Annotated in this window: 20 protein-coding genes; 4 read left to right on the top strand and 16 right to left on the bottom strand. The window is 71.2% G+C overall.

Annotated elements, in window-relative coordinates; translation table 11 throughout:
• Positions 1–354: 354 nt before the first annotated feature.
• Entirely contained in the window at positions 355–1,683 is a 1,329-nt protein-coding gene (locus BM385_RS25750; RefSeq protein WP_093844520.1) for a 3'-5' exonuclease, read from the bottom strand.
• Between the two features lie 184 nt (positions 1,684–1,867).
• On the opposite strand from BM385_RS25750, the gene BM385_RS25745 reads away from it, so the two are divergent.
• Entirely contained in the window at positions 1,868–2,317 is a 450-nt protein-coding gene (locus tag BM385_RS25745; protein WP_093844519.1) for a hypothetical protein, read from the top strand.
• Between the two features lie 54 nt (positions 2,318–2,371).
• Here BM385_RS25745 and BM385_RS27385 read toward each other — a convergent pair whose 3' ends face one another.
• The gene (locus BM385_RS27385; RefSeq protein WP_175543112.1) at positions 2,372–3,004 is read right to left on the bottom strand and encodes a 2'-5' RNA ligase family protein; all 633 of its coding nucleotides are present in this window, start codon (positions 3,002–3,004) and stop codon (positions 2,372–2,374) included.
• A gap of 93 nt (positions 3,005–3,097) precedes the next feature.
• Between BM385_RS27385 and BM385_RS27380 the strand changes: the two genes are divergently transcribed.
• Positions 3,098–3,589: a hypothetical protein gene (locus tag BM385_RS27380; RefSeq protein ID WP_175543111.1), complete on the top strand. Its 492-nt coding sequence runs from the start codon at positions 3,098–3,100 to the stop codon at positions 3,587–3,589.
• Between the two features lie 157 nt (positions 3,590–3,746).
• Here the strand turns inward: BM385_RS27380 and BM385_RS25735 are convergent, their stop codons facing one another.
• The 5 genes from BM385_RS25735 to BM385_RS25715 form a co-directional block, all read right to left on the bottom strand.
• Positions 3,747–5,087 (bottom strand): competence protein CoiA family protein, encoded by a 1,341-nt coding sequence (locus tag BM385_RS25735; RefSeq protein WP_093844517.1) that lies wholly within the window; start codon positions 5,085–5,087, stop codon positions 3,747–3,749.
• A 187-nt stretch (positions 5,088–5,274) separates the two neighbouring features.
• Positions 5,275–5,952 (bottom strand): HNH endonuclease family protein, encoded by a 678-nt coding sequence (locus tag BM385_RS25730; RefSeq protein WP_254791739.1) that lies wholly within the window; start codon positions 5,950–5,952, stop codon positions 5,275–5,277.
• Between the two features lie 161 nt (positions 5,953–6,113).
• Positions 6,114–6,884 (bottom strand): hypothetical protein, encoded by a 771-nt coding sequence (locus BM385_RS25725; RefSeq protein ID WP_093844516.1) that lies wholly within the window; start codon positions 6,882–6,884, stop codon positions 6,114–6,116.
• A gap of 14 nt (positions 6,885–6,898) precedes the next feature.
• Positions 6,899–7,465 (bottom strand): sigma-70 family RNA polymerase sigma factor, encoded by a 567-nt coding sequence (locus BM385_RS25720; protein WP_254791738.1) that lies wholly within the window; start codon positions 7,463–7,465, stop codon positions 6,899–6,901.
• The gene (locus BM385_RS25715; protein WP_093844515.1) at positions 7,462–7,659 is read right to left on the bottom strand and encodes a hypothetical protein; all 198 of its coding nucleotides are present in this window, start codon (positions 7,657–7,659) and stop codon (positions 7,462–7,464) included. Before BM385_RS25715 ends, BM385_RS25720 begins: the two co-directional genes overlap by 4 nt.
• 609 nt (positions 7,660–8,268) lie before the next feature.
• Between BM385_RS25715 and BM385_RS25710 the strand changes: the two genes are divergently transcribed.
• Together BM385_RS25710 and BM385_RS25705 are read left to right on the top strand one after the other, a co-directional pair.
• The gene (locus BM385_RS25710) at positions 8,269–9,507 is read left to right on the top strand and encodes a ParA family protein (RefSeq protein ID WP_093844514.1); all 1,239 of its coding nucleotides are present in this window, start codon (positions 8,269–8,271) and stop codon (positions 9,505–9,507) included.
• Entirely contained in the window at positions 9,504–10,481 is a 978-nt protein-coding gene (locus BM385_RS25705) for a ParB/RepB/Spo0J family partition protein (protein WP_093844513.1), read from the top strand. The genes BM385_RS25710 and BM385_RS25705 overlap by 4 nt, the downstream gene beginning before the upstream one ends.
• A 66-nt stretch (positions 10,482–10,547) precedes the next feature.
• Here BM385_RS25705 and BM385_RS25700 read toward each other — a convergent pair whose 3' ends face one another.
• The 9 genes from BM385_RS25700 to BM385_RS25660 all read right to left on the bottom strand — a co-directional run bounded on the left by BM385_RS25700 (position 10,548) and on the right by BM385_RS25660 (position 16,218).
• Positions 10,548–10,739 (bottom strand): hypothetical protein, encoded by a 192-nt coding sequence (locus BM385_RS25700; protein WP_254791737.1) that lies wholly within the window; start codon positions 10,737–10,739, stop codon positions 10,548–10,550.
• Positions 10,740–10,789: 50 nt separating this feature from the next.
• Positions 10,790–11,068 carry a hypothetical protein gene (locus BM385_RS25695; RefSeq protein ID WP_093844511.1) on the bottom strand — a complete coding sequence of 93 codons (279 nt, stop codon included), beginning with the start codon at positions 11,066–11,068 and terminating at the stop codon, positions 10,790–10,792.
• 126 nt (positions 11,069–11,194) lie between these two features.
• Complete coding sequence (locus tag BM385_RS25690) at positions 11,195–11,560, bottom strand: HIT family protein (protein WP_093844510.1); 366 nt, start codon at positions 11,558–11,560, stop codon at positions 11,195–11,197.
• A 93-nt stretch (positions 11,561–11,653) separates the two neighbouring features.
• Complete coding sequence (locus tag BM385_RS25685; protein ID WP_107407837.1) at positions 11,654–12,139, bottom strand: RapZ C-terminal domain-containing protein; 486 nt, start codon at positions 12,137–12,139, stop codon at positions 11,654–11,656.
• A gap of 55 nt (positions 12,140–12,194) precedes the next feature.
• Complete coding sequence (locus BM385_RS25680) at positions 12,195–12,731, bottom strand: ASCH domain-containing protein (RefSeq protein ID WP_093844509.1); 537 nt, start codon at positions 12,729–12,731, stop codon at positions 12,195–12,197.
• Complete coding sequence (locus BM385_RS25675) at positions 12,728–14,101, bottom strand: DNA cytosine methyltransferase (protein ID WP_093844508.1); 1,374 nt, start codon at positions 14,099–14,101, stop codon at positions 12,728–12,730. Before BM385_RS25675 ends, BM385_RS25680 begins: the two co-directional genes overlap by 4 nt.
• A 33-nt stretch (positions 14,102–14,134) precedes the next feature.
• Positions 14,135–15,271, bottom strand: a complete 1,137-nt coding sequence (gene dnaN, locus BM385_RS25670) for a DNA polymerase III subunit beta (protein ID WP_093844507.1) — start codon at positions 15,269–15,271, stop codon at positions 14,135–14,137.
• 70 nt (positions 15,272–15,341) lie between these two features.
• On the bottom strand, positions 15,342–15,704 hold the full coding sequence (locus BM385_RS25665) for an RRQRL motif-containing zinc-binding protein (RefSeq protein WP_254791736.1): 363 nt from the start codon (positions 15,702–15,704) through the stop codon (positions 15,342–15,344).
• Positions 15,691–16,218 (bottom strand): ATP-binding protein, encoded by a 528-nt coding sequence (locus BM385_RS25660; RefSeq protein ID WP_093844506.1) that lies wholly within the window; start codon positions 16,216–16,218, stop codon positions 15,691–15,693. Before BM385_RS25660 ends, BM385_RS25665 begins: the two co-directional genes overlap by 14 nt.
• Positions 16,219–16,327: the final 109 nt, after the last annotated feature.

Here is a 16,327-nt window from a genome sequence, read left to right as displayed (position 1 = left end):
AGGGCCGGCGGCCCCTCCGGGGCCTGGGTGGGGTGGTGGTGCCCGTGCCCTCCGGGCCCGGGCGGTCGGGGCGCGGCCTCCGGCCTTGCCCCTGGAGGGTGTGTGCGGTGGTGTGTGGTGCGTGGAAACCCGTTGTGGGCTGGGGTTTGATGGGCAGTGCGGGACGGTGCGGGAAGCACTCCGTGCTCCCCGCCCCTCACCGGGGGGTCGAAAGCCGCAGCAGGGAGTGGGGGGTCGGCGGCGCCGTTAACGTGTCGGGCAGCGCCGGTCGGGCCGCCCGGCGCTGCCCGACAGCCGACCTGACTAAGTGTCAGGAGGTCTGAACCAATTTTGAGGTTCTAGCGGTAGAGAGGGTCACCAGTATCCGTCGAGCGGGTCGTGGGAGGGAGGGTCGCCCAGCATCCGGTGCAGACGGTCCAGTACTGCGCGGCAGTCCCCCAGGGCGCGGTGGCCGCCGCCGAGGGGCTGCCACCGGTAACCGTCTCCGTCGCGGTGGGGTTCGCCGAACCAGGTGGAGTACGCGCGCATGGCGCACTGCCAGCGGCCGGCGACGAAGGCGGCGGCGGCCGGGTGGATGCCGTACTCGGGCGCGTGGTGGCCGCCGGTCGCGCGGGCCTGGTGGTGGAGATGCGCCTCATAGCGCAGGCGCTGCCGGTCGAACGGGGCGTTGTACGCCACGATGCGGGTGGACGAGCGGAGGATGCGGGAGAGGCGGGGCAGGAGGTCGGGCAGCGCGGGGGCGCCGGCGACGTCCTGGTCGCGGATGCCGTGCACGGCGGTGGCCCGGGCGGGGATCGGCACGCCGGGGTCGACGAGGGTGTCGAGCAGGATGTCGCCGCCGGTGGTGAGGGCGGTGAACTCCACGATCCGTGAGTCCCTGTCCTTGCCGGTGGTCTCGGTGTCCAGCACGACGGCGCGCGGGTCGGCCAGGACCTCGCGGGCCCACGCCTGCACGCCGGCCACCTCACGCCGCCGGTGGCCGGCCGGGTCCAGATGGCTCTCCTCCCAGGCCCGGTCGGACGCCTCGGCGCGGCGGTCGAGTTCCGCCGCGCACCGGGCGCACGGCGTCGGCTCCCAGCCGCCGTACTCGCGCAGCCGGGCGGCGACTTCGGCGACGGTCGCGGTGACGGTGCCGCAGGGGTGGCCATCGCCGAGGCCGGGGCAGGTCCTCGCCCACTCCTCAGCCCGGCCGGCCTCGCCCTGCTCCCACAGGGCGTAGTACAGAGCGCAGACCGTGCAGCGGCGGTGCCCGGCCGGATAGGGGCGGGTGGCCGGCCGGCCGCAGCCGGTGCACGCGCGCCGCCGCTCCTCAACCCGGCGGCGGCGCACGGCCTCAGCGCAGTCCGCGCAGACGCCGACATCGCGCCGGATCAGCTCGGTACCCACCGTTCCGCACCGCGGGCAGGTACGGCGGGCGGCCATCGCCCGCTGCTGGCCGGGCGACAGCGCACGCATCCGCTCTGCGGCGGCCGGGTCGTAGAGGGCAGTGAAGCGGATCGCGCCGGCGGCGTCGGGGTGGGCGGTGACGTACGCGGCTGGCCGCTGACCACGTGCCGGACGCAGCCGCTGCTCCCGCAACTGGTCGCTCGTCAGCAGATCGGCCGGTGCCTCCCCGGCCGCATACATCGGAATCCCGTCCACGAACCGGATCGGAGCACCGCTCGGTGCCGGACGGCTCGACATGGTCCTCGCGTCCTCCTCCTGCTGCTGGCGTGATGAGCTCTCCTGACCGTAGCGGGGCGCGCTGACAACCAAGGCGGTGTTCGCGGGAAGCGGCCCGATCGGGTGGGCGGCGCACGTTGCCGTGGCTCGGAGAGGGCGAGAGGATACAGCTGTACGTCTATGGGACCGAGCACGGGGTGGAGACGTGACAGAGCAACAACAGCCCGAGGTAGCGGCCGCCAGCTGGGCTGAGGGTGAGCAGATCCATGGCCCGGACGGCGACCAGATCAGCGAGCCCGTGAAGACCCTCACCCTCACCTTCGCGGCGCACCACGGCCCCCTCGTCCGCGGTGAATGGGGCAACCTGCTGTCGGTGAGCGCCCGGCCCGATCGCCCCTTGCTCCGAGTCGACTCACTGGAATGCCAGTACGCCTACGACCACACCGGGCAGACGTGGTGGGCAACATCCCTCTCCGTGGAGGGGCTCTACTGCGACGATGCCGGGCAGGCGCTGGAGCCTCTCCGGCGTCAGCGCCTCGGCGCCTGGGGCGAGGACGCGCCGACAACTCCCCGGTGGGCACAGGACCTCGTGGAGGCGTATCGCCCGGCGTCGGCGCCTGCCCCGCGCCCTCCCCGGCCGGTGCCGGTCGCCTGATCCACGCTCCGGCAGCCGGGCGGGCGGGCTTGCTGCCGCGCGAACGGCCGCCGGTCAGCCGGCACCCCCGAGCAGGGGCACCTCGGCCAGCACCTCCCAGCGGATCTCCCGGCGGTCGTGCCACTCCGCCACCAGCGTCAGCATGTCCACCGGCACCGTCACCAGGCCGCCCGGGAGATCCGAGAGCAACACCTTCAGCACGCCGCGGTCGGCCAGGTGGCCGTCGGCGCCGGCGTAGGCGTGCGTCAGGTGCGGATACGAGGCCGTCGGGATGCGCGGCCACCGGTCCCCGACCACCGAGACCTGCGCCTCCCACGTCATCTCCCACAGCGCGCGCAGCGGCGCCCCCGGATAACCCCGGCTCTCGATCGCCGAGTTGCCGACGTCCGGCCGCGACAGCGTGAGGTCGAACGGGGCGATGCTGGCGGCGCGGCGCGCGACTTCCGCGCGGGTCCGGTCGACCTCGGCCGGCGTCGCGTCGGCCGCGGGCCCGGAGTGGAGCACGGTGATGTGCATCCACTCCGGCCGCACTGGGTGGAGGCCGGGCTGGCCGGCCAGCTCACGGTACGGCTCATACAGCCGCTCGCGAGCGACCTCGGCGGGCGGGATCACCAGCCAGTGCAGATCCCGCTGCCCAGCCGGCCACGCATGAGCCCTGCTCTCCAGGCGCGCGAAGAAGTCCTCCACGACGACCCCCCTTCTCCTCAAGTCAGCGTGTTCTCGGCAGGATCCAGGGCGGGCCTGCTCCTCGGCAAGGCCCGCCGGCGGGAGAATGAGGCCATGACTCTGGTGATAGACCACCTCCGGGCCCTCCAGCACGAGGGCGGCGACGGGCCCGAACTCTGGCAGGCCGCCTGGGACCGGGCAATCGACCTCCTGGCGCAGCTGTGGCCCGACGCGACCCTCGGCTGGGACGGAGACGCGAAGGCCAACGGCGGCGCCGGCTTGGCCGCCGGCCTGTACCTGGTGGCCCGCGAACGCGACACCACACCGGCCGACGTCACCCGAGACGACATTCAGGCTCTCATCGCCGACAGTCACGACCTCGCCATCGTCGACCGGTGGGCCACCCGGCTGCGCGCTCTCGGACACGACCCGGAGGACCCGGACGACCCCATCGCGATCCGCTGGCGCCACCTGCGGTGGGACATGGACTACCTCCCCGACCATCTCTGGGAAGCGGCGCTCCAGGACATCAGCATGAGCGCGACCCGGCCCGCCCTCATCGACGGCCTCCAGACCGTGCTGGCCGACAACCGACTGCAGTTCTGACCACGCTCTCGCCCAGGGTCGGACAAAAGCCACACACGCACGTGGTAGCGGGGCGGGATCCCGGATGAGCCGGGCCGGTAGGCGATGCCGCGCTCTTCTGCCGGCGAAGCCGGTCATCGGCGTCCCGGGGCGCGCCCGCGCCCCGGGCTGAGATCCGTCATCGCATCGGCACGGCAGGTTGTTCCCGAAAGGGGCCGGCTTGGGATGGCACCCGGTTGTTGAGGGTGCGGCGGCAGGTATCGCAGAAGATCGCTGCGTTGGTTCCGTGGCGGCGCATGAGGGCGGAGCAGCCGTTGCACAGGCCCAGTTCCCAGGGTTGGCAGCGGTGGATGGCTGCCGCTGCAGCGCGTTGCGCGGAGGTCATCCGGGAGAAGGTGACGGTGCTGGTGGCGCGTTGGGTAGGGATGACGGTGAGGTGCGTGGCGGGGTTGAAGGTGCGGCCGATGGACTGGCCGGTGTCCCGGCGGGGGCGAGGGCTGGTTCGCGCGCGGGTCTCGGTCTCTTGGCCCCAGCGGCAGGTGTAGTCGATGTCGTCCTCGGTGAAGGTGATGACGTCGTCGGGGTCGGTGCCGGGCTGGGAAGGGCGGGGGGTGAGGTCCTCGCCGCAGTAGTCGATCCACTGCTGGTGGTCGGCGGCGGGCACCCACATGTAGCTGCCGGCGCGCCCGTCGGCGCGGGAGGGGACGAAGACGGGCACGTGCTCACCGGTGGCGCTGCGCACGACCAGGGTGTCGATGAACGGGGTCTTCTCCTCGGGGACGCACACGGCGGGCAGGGACCAGGCGGTGTGGATGTTGTCGCACTGGCCTTTCCCGTCGGGGCAGGGGCGGGGGTCGCGGGGTGTGCAGCGCCAGATCTGGAAGCGGCGGAAGCCTCCGCGGACGGGGAGGTGCTGGCCGTCCCGGATGTCCCGCCAGGGGGTGTCGTTGATGCGCGCCCAGGGGGCCCGGTCGATGAGGTGGGCGGTGGGGTCTTTGGCCACCCACAGCGGGAAGACGCCGTTGCCCAGCGTCTTCGCGGTGCGGCTTCGCACGCCGCTGGCTCCCAGGGGGGAGAACTGGATCTCCCATCCGATGCGTTGCCCGTCCGGGCCGGTGACCACAGCGTCGGAGATGGTCCTCCCGTTCGCCGCGCGGACCTCGGTGTCGGCCTGCAGGCCGTTACGCGCCGCGGTGGTGACGACCCGTTCCTTCATGGCCTTGTGCTGGTCGCTCTCCCCCGGGGTGGGCTTGTGCGTGACCGGGAGGTGGGCTGCGACCAGTGGTCTGCTGCTGCCGGCGCGGCCCCGGCGGACGAACATCCACGGCGACTTGCCGCCCCGCTCGGACTCGCACGGGGAGCCGTAGTGGTGCGCGAGGCATTCGAGGAGCTGGGAGTTGCGCTGCGAGGTCGGGGTGAGGATCTCGTCGAGGAGACCGGGACGGTCAGGGTGCCCGAGGTCCCGGCGGGACAGGTTGATCTCGATTCCGTATTCGGTGTGCCATACGCCGTTAGCCACCTATTCAGGCTAAGAACGGCCACTGACAATGGAACCCCGCATAACCGAATTCATCGAACACCTATCAGCCATTTGTTTGAATGGGGAAACCCGCTCTTGTCGACGTCCTTCCCGGGGTCCACCGATTGGTCATTGCCGAGCGGGGCCGTGGCGGACATCTCGTCCGCCACGGCCCCGGTCGGCCTGCTCAGGGAGCCGGCTCGTAAGTGACGACGGTGTCGGTGCACTCGTCCGCGAGGTCGGCCAGACGGGCTTGCTCGGTCTCGTCGGCAGTCAGGTCCCAGCGCAGCTTGGTGCCAGTCCATTCGGACAGGTAGCGGCACAGCGCTCCCGGTGCCGGCGGCAACCATTCCGCCGGGTCCTTGTCACCCTTGGAGCGGTTCGTCGTCCCCGTCACCGCCAGCAGGCTCTCCTCCGCGCCCTGGTCGTTCGCGTACGCCTCCCGCCTCTGGGCCGTCCACGCGTGCGCGCCGGAATCCCATGCTTCGGCCAGCGGCACCATGTGGTCGATGTCGAGCTGGCCGGCTTCGGTGACGGTGACCTCGTCGTAGTACGACCACCAGGTGCCGCCGGTGAGGGAGCAGTTGGGGCCGATGGTGGGCGGCTCGATGGCCTCGTGGATGAGGACTTCCTTGCGGGTGTCGCAACCGTCCCCGCGGATCTCCCCGGCGTTCCAGTGCTTGAACTTGTCGCGGCTGTATCCGTCGCGGATCTCGTCGGCGATGGGCAGGCGGTTGATGGCCTGCGCGAGGGGCAGGGTCTCGGCGGCCGTGGGAGTGTCGGCGGCGTGGGCGGGCGTGAGCATCGTCGCCGGCAGGAGGGCGAGCGCCACTGCGGTGGCGATGCGGGAGAGGTTCTTGATCACCCATCAGAGATAGCGGCTGATGCTTACTGATGTCGGCGGCTTGGCGGAAGGGGCCCTCGAATCGGTGAGGGGTCCGGACCGATGTTGACAACCACCGCGCTGCCTGCGGCGCCCAAGGGCCGTGAAGGCATGGGGCCCGCTGGTGAGGCGGGCCCCGGCGGTCAGGCGGAGGCGGCGTCGAGGTGGTCGGCGATCCTCGGGTCGGCTCGTGGAATGTCGCCGAAGTCGATGTCCGGGGTGACGACCAGCTGCTGCACGGCGTCAGCGAGGGCAGGGCCCGGGCAGCGGTCCGGATCGGTGGCCTTGTCAACGAGGGCGGCCCTGGTGCGCAGGAGCATGGACTCGACGGTGGTGTAGCCGCTGCAGTAGAGGGTGTGGGTGGGGCCGGTGGCGGAGTAGAAGCGGTCCTGGCTGTCGTCCATGGCGGTGGCCTGGGCGGCCCAGTGGGTTGCGTCGCGGATGTCGCCGCGGTGGAGGTGAAGGAGGAAAAGGCACAGGGCCGCGGTGGGCTGGCCGGCGCCGGCGGTGAACTGCCACCAGAACTGTGCGGCTTCACTGCGGCCGGCGAGGTGGAGGAGGCAGGCGAAGGCGAGGGCGCCGTCGGGTTCGATGCGGGCGTTGTTGACGAGGCCGGCCAGCTTCCGGGCGGTTGTCAGGTCGCGCAGGACCATGGAGCAGATCTGGCGCAGGTCGTCGGCGGCGTGTTCGGAGACGGCCATCGCTGACCGGATGGCGCCCGGGGGGTGGTCGTCCTGGCGGCCGGCGGGATCCCCGTTCGGGGAGCTGTGGGCGTGGTCGTGTAGCGCCTGGCGCCAGAGCTTGTCCGAGACCCTGCGGCGGATGCGCTCGCGGGACGCGACGACATCGGCCTGGGTGACGGTGGGCAGGAGGCGGGCGTTTTCGAGGAAGTCGTTGGTGGTGGGTGTGTTCATCGGGGTCCTCCTGCTCATGCGGGATCGGTGAGGTGGTGCCGGTCGTCGAGGCCGATGTCCCGCGCGAGCTTGCGGCGTGCCTGGTGCACGTAGGTGCGGACGGTCGTCTCCTCGATGCCCATGATGGTGGCGGCCCTCGGGGTGGGGTAGCCCAGGACGTACCGCAGGACGACAACGTCGAAGTGACGGTCGGGGAGGGCGGCGATCGCGGTGTAGAGGCCGATGCTGCTTTCCATCAGCTCGAACTCTCCGCGAGTGCGGTCCAGGACTTCGCGGGCGACCCTGCGGAATGCGGCGGTTTCCGGCATCGCCGACCTGCTGCCGCGGGCGTCCAGCTGAGCGACGACGATGATCTTCAGCAGCGCCCAGACCTCGGCCGCCGGCGCGGCGGTGGCCATGAGGCTGGCCCAGTTCTCGGCGAGATGCGTGAACAGGTCGTCGACGAGGTCCATAGCCTCGGTCTCGTTGCCGAGGTGAAGCTTGGCGTATTCGCAGTAGCCGGGGTAGTGCTGCTCGTGGAAGGCCACGAAGGCCGCGGGAAGGTCCACCAGGGGGAGATCGGCGATGTGGTCGCTGGTCACGCTGCCCCCTTGATGTGATAGGCGTGGGAGGTGGAGTGGCACCGGCTGGCCTGCCAGAGCTGGCGACGCCGGAGCAGGATGATGCCGAGGCGCACCCCGGCGCCGATTGACCACCACGCGAGGGCCTTGATGTCCGGGAATACCAGCCGTGCCGCGATGGCGGCCAGGGCGGTGTTGGTGAAAGCGAGGCTCACGTCCTGCTGGTTCCTCTCAGGGAATGTGGTTAAGCAGCGTGCCTGCGCGGGGTGTTGGGGGGTGCACGCCGGAGGACTGAGTGGCCCTCGATAGTCAGCCAAGCGCATTGAGTAGCCAATCGTTGAAGCACACTTCGACGAGATGCGGAACTCTGTGCTCCGCTATCGCGCAATATGCCTCCGTACACATGAATGGGCCGTGACCCGGCAGCATGTGCGAACCCTGTATCGAACGGTTCTGACCTGGAGAAACAGGTCTCTCGTGTGATGAATGGGAAACCCGGTGCTCACCTATCTGCTGCGGGGCATATGCCAATCACTGGGTCGGAGTGTGGCGGAGGTCACGCAACCAGACGCCGACGGTGACGCTCTGATGGCACCTCAGCTCCTCGGTGTCACGCCGAAGACTTCTGGCGGCTGGCCAGGCCGGCGTCACGTGGCTGCTTCGCGCCGCCACTGCGGCGGCTTGCCGAGGAGGTGTACGTGACCGCCTCGCTGGCGCCCGACGAGGACGCCCTCTTTCGGATGGGACATCTCGGCAACTCACGTGGCCTTCCTTGGTAACGTGTTAATCCTGGACTCAACCGCCACCGTTAGTAAGGTCTGTTCATGGCTACCCCATCCGCCAGCGACCGCGAGAAGGTCGTCTCCAAGCTGCCCGGGTGGATCTGGCAAGACCTCAAGATCCGCTCCGCACAGCTCGGTATCGAAATCCAGACCGCCGTCGAGCAGGGCGTCACCCAGTGGTGCGGCCTCGCCTCCTCCCCTTCCCCCGTCGACACCGCCGGCGCGGACTCGTTCTCCACCTGGCTTCCGCCCGGGCAGTGGGACACCTTCAAGAAGGTGGCGGCCGACCGCAAGGTCTCCCTCATCCAAGGGCTCGCGCAGGCCGTCCAGGTATGGCTGCATGCCAACCCGGCCCCGGATGTGCAGCGTCCCGAGATCCCGCGGCGCATCATCGTCTGCAACCAGAAGGGAGGCGTGGGCAAGACCGCGATCACTGCAGGCGTCGGCGAGGCCATGTCCGAGGGGCAGGAGAGCCTCCACCCGGTGCGGGTCTCCAAGCACTTCGCGGCTGCGCTGCGCGAGGCGGGCAGTACCGATCCCCTCGAGCTGGAGGATCTGCCCGGCCTGGGGCTCCGGGTCCTGTTGGTGGATTTTGACCCGCAATGCCATCTCACGCAGCAGCTCGGGCACGAACCGCTGCCGATGGAGGGCGACAGCCTCACCAAGCACATGGCCGGTGAGCCGGCCGGGCATCTGCGGGACCTGATCGTCCCGATCGAAGGCGACCGCTTCGGCGGCCGACTGAAGCTCCTGCCCAGCTGCAACGACGCGTTTCTCCTCGACGTGAAGCTCGCCGGGGTCCGCGCCCGCGAAGCCGCCCTCGAGCGGGCACTCACCGCAGTCGAATCCGACTACGACGTCATCATCGTCGACTGCCCACCCAGCCTCGGCCTGAGCATGGACGCCGCCGTGTACTACGGCCGACGCCGCTCCAACGAGCAGCTCGGCTCCTCGGGAGCCCTGATCGTCGTGCAGGCGGAAGACAGCTCCGCAGATGCCTACGGCCTCCTCACCAGCCAGATCGAAGACCTCCGCAACGACCTCGCCCTCGAGGTCGACTACCTCGGCATCGTCGTCAACCACTACGACTCCCGGCGCGGCTACATCGCCACCTCCTCCCTGGAGGCGTGGATGGACATAAAGGATCCACGGGTTGTCGGCCTGATCGGCGACCTCAAGGAGCAGAAGGAAGCAGTACGGGTGAAGAAGCCGCTGCTCGACTACGCGCCCAAGTCAGACCAGGCAGTCGGCATGCGCGCACTCGCACGGGAGATCTCATGAGCAAGAAGGACCAGCTCGGCACCAGCGCCTCGTTCGTGCGGGCCAAGCCGGTGAGCGCACGACGGACCGCGATCTCGGCAGCCACCGAGGCCCCCACCGAGGGCGCCGTGCCGCCCTCCTCCGTGCCGCTGAACCAGCTGGCGCACAACCCGTTCAACCCGCGTGACGAACTCACCGAGCTCGAAGAAACAGCAGCCTCCCTCACGGAGCGAGGCCAGATCCAGCCCCTCGCCGTGGTGCGGCGAGCCGCCTTCCTCGCCGCACACCCCGACCAGGCCGACACGCTCGGCGCCGCCCAATACGTGGTGATCGACGGCAACCGGCGTCTCGCCGCAGCCGGAATCGCCGGGCTGACTGAGCTGCGGATCGATGTCAACGACAGCCTGGCCGCCAGCGCTGCGGACATGCTCGAGGGCGCCCTCGTCGCGAACATCCACCGTGTCGACGTCCCGCCCCTCGACCAGGCCAAGGCCATCCAGGAACTCGTCGACGTTCACGGCTCTCAGGCGCAGGTGGCCAAGCGCCTCGGCAAGACGCCGGCCTGGGTGTCCCAGCGGCTCGCGCTCCTGGAGCTGACCCCTGACCTGCAGGAGAAAGTCGAGACGGGCGAGTTGAAGGTGAAGCCCGCCCGCCGCATCGGCCGGCTGCCCAAGGAGGAGCAAGCAGCCGCGGCCGAGGAGACGATTAACCGGGTTAACGCTCCGGCCCCCAGGCAGCGCCGGCTGCTCGCCGACGACCCGACCGTTAACCCGGTTAATGCTCCAGCGGCCCCGTCGACCGCTGGCGAACCGGCGCCGTCGACCGTGACCGTTAACCCGGTTAATGCCCCCACAGGCTCGGCTTCCGTCGATGATGCCGAGATCGACGCTGTGAGGATGCCCTGGACCGATCCCACCGCCCTACACCAGATCCTGGTCCGCCGGATGACGCCGGACTCGTTGGCACAGTTGGGCAAACTGCTCCTAGAGAGCTGACCCGAGGTCCCGCCGCCCCGATGCCCGGGGGGTTTGTTGTCCGCGGACAACAAACCCCCCGGGCATCTACACGTAGACGATGCGGACGACGGTGACGGTGAGAACGGCGCTGGCGACGTAGTAGCGGACGAGGACTCCTGCGGCGACGGCCTGGCGTCGGTCGCGTTCGCCGTCGACGGGTTCGGATCCGTTGCCGTAGGGGTCGGCGGCGAGGGGCCGCATCGCGGCGTCGAACTTCGCGAGCAACGCGGTCGGCATCTTCTTACGGGCATCATCAGCTGGCGGGGCGTAGACGATGCGGTAGCGGCTCACGCGGCTCCCCTCGCGGCGTCGTCGTCGGCCTCGACGGCGCCGATGTCTTCCCCGGCCTGCAGGCGCCGGAACAGCTCGTCGTCCTCCTGGTCCGCGCCGGTGCCGCGGAGCGCCCACTGCGCGAGGACCATGGGCAGTCGGTCGGCGGCGGCGTGCTGCACCTCGGCGTCGAACTGCTCGGCCTGCTCAGCGGGGAGGGCTGCCCGGATGGTGGCGATCGTCGCGGGCAGTTCGACCAGCTCGCCGTCGATGACCGTCTTGAAGGTGGGGTCCATGGCGGCAGCGTAGGGCTCCGCCGAGCTGGGGCGGGCCGGAACACAGAAAGGCCCCTCTACCGGGCGACAGCGCGCCGGTAGAGGGGCCTGTGGGGTGCTGCGGGGTGACGGGGCGGGCCGGATCGGTCAGTGGCCGGCGAGTTCGGCGGCGGCCTGTTGCGGTGTCCAGGGGAGGGGCAGGCCGTCGCCGTACTCGCGGGGGACGAGGTGGATGTGGAGGTGCAGGACCGATTGCGTCGCCTCGGGTCCGACGCTGGTGATGAGGTTGCAGGGGTCTTCGATGTCGGCGGCGAGCTGGGCGGCGCGGTACATGGTCTGTGCGGTGACGTCCGGGCTGGTGGTGGCGTCGGTGACGTGGGTGCGGGGGATGATCAGCCAGTGTCCGGGGGTGACCGGCCGCAGCGGCACGATGGCGATGGTGTCGGGCCACTGCGCCCGGATGATGGCCGGGGCGCGGCCGGTGGCGATGTTGCAGAACGGGCAGGGGTCCATGGGGCTCCTCCTGGAGTGCGGGGCCCGCTGGTGTGGGCCCCGCTGGGTGGGATGATGGGGTGGCCCCGGGGCTGATTCGAGCAGCCCCGGGGTTCAGCGTGCGACGACAGCGCGGTGCATGTCCCGGTGGACGAGGTGGACGTCGAGAGGCCGGTCCGCGTACCAGTGGGCGAGGTGGTTGAGGCCCCAGCGGCGGGCGGCGTCCGGGCCGCCGGTGAGGTAGGCGAGCTGGTCCTGGTCGCCGGCGAGGATGGCGGCGAGGACCATGGCGGTGGTGCCTGCGCGGTGGCGTCCTCCCGCGCAGCCGGTGGCGATGTCGAGGGTGGCGATGTCGGCGGCGCCGGGGCCGGACAGGTAGGCGTCGGCTGCCGTGGTGATGGCGTTGATGAGCTGGGGGATGCCGGCGGTGCGCAGGACGGCCTCGCGCACGGCCAGGTCCTCGGCGGTGCGGTGGCGGAGTTCGGGGTGGACGTGGGGGTCCTTGAAGTGCCGCCGCAGATCGACGGTCAGGTCGGCGGCCGGGGGTGCGGCGTGGAGGTAGCCGAACGAGGTGATCGTCACCGTGGTGTTGGGGCTCATGTTCTTCATCCTTCGCTGGTCGGGTTGGTGGGGGTAGGGCTTTCCTGTTGCCCGTTCAGGAGGCGGGCAGCGCGTCGGCGATCTGCTGCCGGAGGCCGTCCGGTGGGGTCCACAGCTGGAGGGCGCCGGTGGCGGGCACCGGCTGGCGCAGGGCGGTGACGTCGGTGAGCTGCCAGTGCCAGCGGTCGGGGTCGGACCAGGTGCTGCACCGGCCGGCGCAGCGGGTGTGGGGGTGGCAGCCGGTGAGGCGGGCGACGGCGAGGACGGTGCCGCGCTCGGTCAGGCCGGGGAGGTCTGCGGGGGCGTCGCGCATCGCGCCGGTGTCGGTCTTCTTAGCGGCGTGGATGAGGAGGAGGCCGGTGTAGGTGGTGACCCGGGAACGGTTCTCCACCCTCTTGTCGAGGTGGGTGATGGCCGCCGCCCAGGGCTGCCGGACGGTCAGGCCCCGGACGGGGACGGCCGGGTCGCGCAGGGCTTCGGCGAGCGGGGTGTGGTCGGTGGGCACGGTGGCTCCTGGTCGGTCGGCGACGGCGATGGTGGTCGGCGCGTCGTCGGGATCGACGACGTCGCCCGCTTCGGGGTGGGTGGTCATGCGAGAGCGGCCTTTACGCGGTCGCCGATCCAGTGGGCGACGTTCACGGACACGGCGTTCCCGGCCTGCATGGTCTGCTCCGGCCGCGTGCCGTGGACCACGTAATCGCTCGGGAACGCCTGCGCGTACAACTGCTCGCGCGGCTGGATCATCCGGTAGTGGCAGTCCTCGATGGCGGGGGCCGGCCGGAGGAGACCGGCGGAGTCCTTCGTCCCGAGAGTGTGCAGCGGCTCGGCGGTGGTCTTGGTGGCGGCGTTGCGGTAGGGGATCACCAGCCCGTGGTGGTTGCCCTGGGCTGAGAGTGTGGACAGCGGGTGGGCGACGGGTTCGGCTCCGCCGTTGCGGCGGTACTCGACGACGAACGAGCTTGCCGCGGCGGGCGGGGTGAGCACGGCGTCGCCGATCTTCACCGTGCGGGCGGCCAGGGGGCGCAGGTCGGCGGGGTAGGCGCGGCCGTCGTGTCCGCCGTGGTTGACGGTGAGGACCTGCGGCACGGCGCCGCCGAGGCGGTCGAGGCCGGCCTGGATGCGCTTGATGGTGTTCGTGGCGAGGGGCCGGAGCCGGTGGTCGGCGCGGTCGCCGATCCGGACGCCGAGGTTCGACCAGTCGATGATCGAGGCGGCGGGGCGGATGTAGGGGTCGACGAGGGCGTGACGGCACCGGGTGTTCGGGCAGCGGTAGTCGTACTGCTGCTTGTACTTGCCGATCCGGCGGCCGTTGCGCCAGGACTGCACGGCGAACACGTCCTCGCCGCAGTCCGTGCAGTGGGCCGGCGGGCGGGGCTTGAGGTCGGGCAGCGGGATGCCCTTGCGGGTGAACACGATGTAGATGCGGTCCCGCCACTGTGGGGCGGGCAGGCTGCCGTCGCCGCCGACGTGCGCGGAGGACACCGACACGACCTGCGAGTTGTAGCCGAGCATCTCCATGCCGTTGCGCCACCAGTCGAACAGTTCCCAGTCGACGGCGAACTCGACGACGTTCTCGCACAGGACGGCCTTGTAGCGGTGCACTTCGGTGGCGCGGATGACGTCGTAGGCGGTGGCCCGGGTGCGTTCCCAGGCGGCGTCGGGGACGTGGCCGTCGTCCTCCAGGTCGAGGGCGAGCTGGTTGCGGGTGCGGCGTCGTCCGCCGGCGGGGCTGATCTCGGTGCAGATCGGGGAGGCCCACAGCACGTCGGTCTTCGGCAGGCGCCGCATGTCGTAGTTGTTGATGTCGGCGCACAGGTGGTCGGCGTCGCGGTGGTTCGCCGCGTGTGTCTCGATCGCGCGGGACCAGTGGTTCGCGGCGAGCGTCAGCTCGTATCCGGCGGATACCAGACCGGTGGAGGAGCCGCCGGCGCCGCAGAAGATGTCGGTGAAGGTCAAGCTCATGGGATCGGAGCTCCTTGATGGCGGAGGTGGTGGTCAGCTGGTGGGGCGGATCGGCATCAGCAGGTAGCGCAGGGGGCTGTCGGCCGGCTCGCCGCCGGTGGCGGGGGTGAGGAGCGCGGGCTTGGCCGGGGCGCTGATGCCGATCTCGACCTCGTCGGTGTCGACCGCCGCCAGCGCACTGGCGAGGAAGGCGGGGTTGAAGCACATCGACAGGGCGTCGTTGGTGCCGGTGAGGTCGCCGTCGATCCGGTCGCGGGCGCGGGCCTCGTCCTTGGTGCCGGCGACCAGCTCCACGCGACCGGCGGTCATGTCGAGCCGGATGGGCTGCGCCCGCTCCGCGACGACGGCGACACGCTTGACTGCGGCAGCCAGGGCGGCGGTCTGCACCCGCAGGGTGATGGGCAGGGCCGCGACGGCGGCCATGATGCGCTGCCAGTGCGTCATCTCCGCGTCCAGCACCCGCGTGGTGATCCGGCTGCTGCCGAACTGCACGCCGAACAGACCGGACTTGCCGGACGGCAGGGCCAGGTCGACGGTGCCGTCCTCGTCTTCGGGGAGGGCGGCGGCCAGGTCCTGGAGGGTCGTCGCGTAGACCATGGCGGAGGCGGGCTCGGTCATCTCGGTCTGCCAGGGGATGCGCCGCACCGGCATGCGGTAGCGGTCGGTCGCCACGAGGGTGAGGTGGGTGGCGTCGGCCTGCACCAGCACGCCCGTCAGCATGGGGATCTGACCGTTGGTGTCTGCGGCGGGGGCGACCTGTCCGATCGCGGCACGCAGCAGGGCGGCGTCGACCCGGCCCGAGGCGGCGGGCAGGTCAGGGAGGGACGGGTACTCGTCGAGCGGCAGGGTGTGGACGGTGTAGGAGGCGGTGTCGGAGGTGATCTCCACCATCGGCCCGTTGAGCTCGATGGCGGCCTCGTGTCCGGGCAGCAGGCGGGCGATGTCCGCGAGCAGCCGGCCGGGCACCAGCGCCTCCCCGCCGGTGTGCACGGTGGCGCCGATCTCCTGGGTGGTGCTGGTCTCGTAGTCGAACCCGGCGATGGTCAGCCGGCTGCCGGTGGCGGCGAGTTTTAGGGCTGCCAGCACCGGGATCGCCGGCCTCGCCGTCAACGCCTTCGCGGCCGTCGTGGCGGCTGCGGCCAGGGCAGTGGTGGAAACGGACAGCTTCATGTGGTCTTCCTCCGAGACGAAGAGAGGCCCGGCCGGTCGGCCGGGCCCTCAGGGGCGGGAAGCAGGGGGTTCAGGCGGCCTGCTCCAGGCCGTCCGCGCACGGCGCGCAGGAGCCGAGGGTGCGCAGGGGCAGGCAGTACGGGTAGCGGATGTGGCAGTGCGGGCAGGTCTGCCGGGCGGCCATCGCCTTGTCCAGGGCCTCTTCTTGGGCGAGGGTCGGCGTGCGCTTCGGCAGCGCCAGGTCGATGCGGTAGAGGTAGGCGACGCGCTGGCCGCGGCGGCACAGGATCTGCGCGGCCGGCGGCTGCCCGCCGGGGCGGAGGCCGAGGTCGGCGAGCTGCCGCCGGGTGGCCAGGCCGCGCGGCGCCTGGCGCCACGGGTAGGTGGGGATGCCGTGCCGGGCGCCGGTCGGGTCGTCATCACACGCGCGCACCAGCTGCCTCCTCCCCGGTGAGGATCGCCCGGGCCTGGGTGGCGGTGAGGGCGCGGTCGAATCCCTCGGCGAGCAGCTGCTCGACCGTGGGGAGCTGGGCGTGCATCTGCCGGATGACGTGCTCGGGCACCACCCGCTCGCGGGCCGCGTTGCGGACGAGGCAGACGGCGAGCGGGGTGGGATGGAGGATGGCGAGGGTGGGGCGGCGCCAGCGGCGGGCCTGCGCCAGCAGGTCCGCACGCCGGCAGGGGTCCAGGTTGGTCGAGTCGACGACCGTGCCGATCCCGGCGGCGAGCCGGGACCCGAGGATCAAGTCCTGGAGGGCGACGGCGGTGGGGGTGGCGGCCATGTCGGCGGCGTCGCCGACCGCGTACTCGCGCAGGGCGTCGAGGTTGACCCAGGCGCCGGGGCGCATCCACTCGGCGAGGCCACGGGCGAGCGTGGTCTTGCCCGATGCGGGGGGCCCGATCATCGTGACGACGGCTCCGGGCGGGGTGAGGTCGTACGGGCTCATCTGTCTGTTCCTCTCGGAGGGTGTGGTGCGGGGCCGGCTGGCTCCCTGCGACCACCCCGGGGGCCGGCGTGCGGGGCCGGGGTGGTGGCGGGCAGTCAGGAGCGCGGCG

Source organism: Streptomyces harbinensis (genome assembly GCF_900116145.1).
Classification (GTDB): Bacteria; Actinomycetota; Actinomycetes; order Streptomycetales; family Streptomycetaceae; genus Streptomyces; species Streptomyces carpaticus.
Note: the sequence above shows the minus strand (reverse complement) of the source record. Positions and strands in the feature narration are given on the sequence as shown.